The 3,691-nt window shown below is 43.1% G+C and carries 6 protein-coding genes; 2 read left to right on the top strand and 4 right to left on the bottom strand.

What is annotated here, in order from left to right; translation table 11 throughout:
- The first annotated feature begins 140 nt into the window (after positions 1–140).
- The gene (locus tag APB76_RS18065; protein ID WP_054963672.1) at positions 141–350 is read left to right on the top strand and encodes a hypothetical protein; all 210 of its coding nucleotides are present in this window, start codon (positions 141–143) and stop codon (positions 348–350) included.
- Between the two features lie 20 nt (positions 351–370).
- Here the strand turns inward: APB76_RS18065 and APB76_RS18060 are convergent, their stop codons facing one another.
- The 4 genes from APB76_RS18060 to APB76_RS18045 all read right to left on the bottom strand — a co-directional run bounded on the left by APB76_RS18060 (position 371) and on the right by APB76_RS18045 (position 2,999).
- Positions 371–724, bottom strand: a complete 354-nt coding sequence (locus tag APB76_RS18060; protein WP_167350325.1) for a type II toxin-antitoxin system YafO family toxin — start codon at positions 722–724, stop codon at positions 371–373.
- A 14-nt stretch (positions 725–738) separates the two neighbouring features.
- Positions 739–1,230, bottom strand: a complete 492-nt coding sequence (locus APB76_RS18055; protein ID WP_054963674.1) for a hypothetical protein — start codon at positions 1,228–1,230, stop codon at positions 739–741.
- Between the two features lie 490 nt (positions 1,231–1,720).
- Positions 1,721–2,533, bottom strand: coding sequence for a plasmid replication initiator RepA (repA, locus tag APB76_RS18050; protein ID WP_054963675.1), 813 nt, complete (start codon positions 2,531–2,533; stop codon positions 1,721–1,723).
- A gap of 16 nt (positions 2,534–2,549) precedes the next feature.
- On the bottom strand, positions 2,550–2,999 hold the full coding sequence (locus tag APB76_RS18045; RefSeq protein WP_054963676.1) for a hypothetical protein: 450 nt from the start codon (positions 2,997–2,999) through the stop codon (positions 2,550–2,552).
- A 293-nt stretch (positions 3,000–3,292) separates the two neighbouring features.
- Here APB76_RS18045 and APB76_RS18040 point away from each other — a divergent pair, with 293 nt between their 5' ends.
- Positions 3,293–3,565 (top strand): helix-turn-helix domain-containing protein, encoded by a 273-nt coding sequence (locus tag APB76_RS18040; RefSeq protein ID WP_054963677.1) that lies wholly within the window; start codon positions 3,293–3,295, stop codon positions 3,563–3,565.
- Positions 3,566–3,691 lie beyond the last annotated feature (126 nt).

Raw genomic sequence — 3,691 nt, 5'->3', positions numbered from 1 at the left:
ACGAGGTGCATCTTAACACCTCTAATCAGGTGGCCAAATTCACCGTACCACTACATTACGAAGCCATCGGGTAGATATTATACATATAATATATAAATAAGGTACTTGTTTTATATGCAATGAAGTAGAGGTTAGTTGATATGTCTAAGGTCGCAATGCAGATTCAGGTAATAGGTGAGCCAACAGGCCCAGGGTGGCAACGGCTTGATAGTATCATTAGAGAGGGGCAAGCTGCGTCACTGGGGGCGAGAACCTATGAGTTCCACATGTATAGTGACGCATGTATGTTTATGGAAGAACTTAACCAACAACATGTGCGCTACAACGTTGAGTCTATCGGGGATGATTAATTAGGTATGTGAATGTTGAGTCACAGCTTATTTCGAAACTCATCAGCCAGTTTTATATACTGGTTCATTAGATCCATTTGCTCAGCTCTAGAATGGGCGTTTGGACTTAATACGTCGATAAGCAATACGGAATCAGTATATAGGCCTGACGCGTATATAATCCAATCGTCTGAGGTTCGATAATATTGATATGTTACTTCGTTAAAATCACCAATGTGTATGTGCATCAAACCCGCAAATAATGCATCTTTTGGGCGATTGAGGGGCGCATCTCGCCCAATAGACGTTGGTAGTTCTTTTTGTTGGAAGTATTGTTTTAAATCTTGGACGAGTTGAGAGTTAGATGGGGTAGTCCAGTCCGTAAAATTGGACAAAAACACTTTCCTTGTCATGCTTCTGTCCAACCTCCAACGAACTTCTTTGTTGTTTGAGGGTTTTCACCTTGTAGAGCTGACATGCTGATATGTGCAGGTACAGAGGTATGTTCCCTAAACTGGCGTTCTAGGGTTTGCAAAATACGGCAACGCTCAATCACACGAGCGACAGAACGTCTAAAATCATCAGGTAGGCCTACACCGTCTTCGAAGATAAGCGGTTGCAACGCACTAATAACGTTTTCAAACTCATGGAAGTCTTCAAACATATCATCAGAGATAACCGACGCTTCATGATCCATAATGTAATCAATTTTATCGTTAAGAATAACTTCGGTTGATTGCAACACCATAGATAAGCCATTAACCATCATATGGAAGCCTTCATAGACTTGACCAATAGCTTTGGACTCTTGACGACCTTGAACGATAAACTTAGCAGCACTAAGCAAGCCCACTAGAGGGCTTGAACCACTCTTAAAGCTTGATACATTAGTTGCATGCATAATCACTCTCCTTGAAAGAGCTAGTAACTTGCTTAAATAATACCACAAAAATTATATATTACATCACCGCTTAAATTTCGCCCCTTCATCTTGCTAGGCCATCGCGAAGCGATAGAAACAGCCTATATCCTTAAAGCCTTTGAGAAAGCCTGTCGATTGTATTGGAGTGGTTCAGCGCACCATAAGGCACCAGTTCGCTTGCGAACAAGAAGAGCCGCTTCATTCTTCTCCACAAGAATTGTGGACGTAATAAGATTTCTCAGTTTACTACTATTCCCCTGTGATTTTGCATATATCCCTTAGCGCGCAGATAACTCGTCCATCCACTTGCACATACAGAAGGAAAAGAGGCGATAGGGAGCTAACGTTTTGACTTCTGGTAACTAATTTAGTGGTATTTGTCGCTGTAATGGACGTAGAAAAGGCGCTAGCTGAACGATAGACGCAACAATGCCCGCTCAACTAAGAGCGTTACAGTGCGATACAGGGGTTACTCGTGGGCTTGGTTTTGGTGTTTACCGCGAAGGTATTGAGCTTGACGGCGTAACTCTTTCGGCGTGAGAGCGGCTAGCTCTTGGGAAGTGGCATTGGTAAGGATATCACGAGCATAGATATCAAGCTGCTCTTGGTAAGTTTTGTCTTCCAGTGCCTTAGTTCGACGTTTAGCGGCACGGATTTCACTGTCACGCTTACGCGCTTTAAACGCTGACTTAATGAAGTTCTTACGCGCTTCTTGTTCCGCTTCGCTAATGCCGAAGCTTGCGATTTGTTCCGGCTTGGCTCCGTCTAGTCGCTTTTGCTGACGTAGACGGCCTAATGCTTTACGTTGCTCACCGTTAAGACGCGCCTCAGAAATGCCGCAAGCCGACCAGAATAGGGCGGTGACTTGGATCAGCTTTGGGATCCACATACCTTGCTCTCTATCCCAGATGCGCTCCGTTCGTACCAAGTGGTATCGTTCTAGCTGGTCAATCATACGAGTAAAGCGAGAAATCGACTTGTTGCCGTTTTCGCTCACAGTAGAAAGGCCGCACATATCCGCCATATCGGTGCAAGATGAGTGTACGACACCCGTTAAAATGTTGGCATGGTAGGCAAGGGCTTCAAAGCCGACTTGAACGGCACGCTTTAAGTGAAGGTTAAAGCCGCGTTTACGTTGGTTATCTGCACTCCAAAGACGGAACCCAGACCAAAGATAGATTTGATTTTCTTGGATAAACTTACACGCGTCCTTAACCAGTTTAGGGCGCGTGCCACTAGACTGATTAGGGACAAATTCAGGGTGTAAGTTCTTGACGAGCATGGTAGGTTAAGCCGCCTTAGTCCAGACGGCCTTCGATAGCATTTAAGAGCGTGTTGTTTTGCTCTCGTGCTATACGGGTAAGTTCTTGTTCGTTAAGAGTATCGCTATTCTCAACGACTTTAGCTTCTCGCTCTAGCAAATCAAGCGCAACGTTAGCGGTTAGAAACCAATGATCTATTGTTTCAATGCTTTGGAATGAGTAACAGAACATATCATTAGTATTTGGTCTAGCTTGTTCGCCCTCTGGTGTGAACCAGAAAAGCTCAACATCCAAGTTATCAGTAGTGCGCTCACCGTGGGAGCCTACTTTAAATATGATGTTGTAAGACGTTTTTATATTTAGCTCACAGACGCGTGAAAACATTGCCATAGCGTGTGTTTGCATCGCTAGCAATTTCTCTGGTGTGTCTAGGAGTGAAGAGTGAGTAAGTGTATCTGTGTTAAGACTTTGACTATTTGCTGACATATTGATGATCCTTATTTGATGCTCTTGGTCAATAATTGGGGTTAGGAAACATCCTCAAGAGTCCCGCTGTTAGAGTTCCGAACCTCTAACAGCGGGTCGTTCATCGTTATAAGGGAACATGAACTGTGATGATGTTTCGTAAAGTCTCCCGACTTGACTTGCTCAAGTATCACCGGTCTTCCTCAAAAGCCAATTCAACCTGAACGATTCAGATTAAAGATCATTTACTTATTCGTGTACAGGGGCTCTATACACGTTGCTTTTGACATATACTTCGATTTGGAGGTGTAAAAATGATAACAACCTTAGATTTGTTAAATCGATTATGTGTTGAAAAACAGATACATAGCACTAGAGAGGTTGCCAAATTCCTAGGTATCGGTCATGCGACTGTACAAAACTGGCGAAATGGTAAGACGATGAGTGACGATCTAGCTTGTGAGATAGCAGAAATATTAGGCTTAGACCCAGACTTAACGCTGTTGGCAATTATTGCTGAACGTTCTAAAAACGACCGTGTTGTAGAAGCAATTGAGCGCGTTACTAATCAAAAAAAATCAGCATGATTTTAGAGGCAAAAAGTAAAGGTATCTAGTTGATATTGTTAAGAAAGATACCTTTCTTTTTTGCCTCCCTCTGTCTATCCCATTTTAAAATGTCCTGTCTTCAGCAAAGTAGAAATGTCCTGTTAA

Source organism: Vibrio bivalvicida, assembly GCF_001399455.2.
GTDB classification, from domain to species: Bacteria; Pseudomonadota; Gammaproteobacteria; order Enterobacterales; family Vibrionaceae; genus Vibrio; species Vibrio bivalvicida.
This window is presented reverse-complemented; position numbering and strand designations above follow the sequence as displayed.

Coding starts and splice junctions, on each gene's coding strand:
- APB76_RS18055 (WP_054963674.1), bottom strand. CDS start 1,230: ATGCATGCAACTAATGTATCAAGCTTTAAGAGTGGTTCAAGCCCTCTA.
- APB76_RS18040 (WP_054963677.1), top strand. CDS start 3,293: ATGATAACAACCTTAGATTTGTTAAATCGATTATGTGTTGAAAAACAG.
- APB76_RS18065 (WP_054963672.1), top strand. CDS start 141: ATGTCTAAGGTCGCAATGCAGATTCAGGTAATAGGTGAGCCAACAGGC.
- APB76_RS18045 (WP_054963676.1), bottom strand. CDS start 2,999: ATGTCAGCAAATAGTCAAAGTCTTAACACAGATACACTTACTCACTCT.
- repA (WP_054963675.1), bottom strand. CDS start 2,533: ATGCTCGTCAAGAACTTACACCCTGAATTTGTCCCTAATCAGTCTAGT.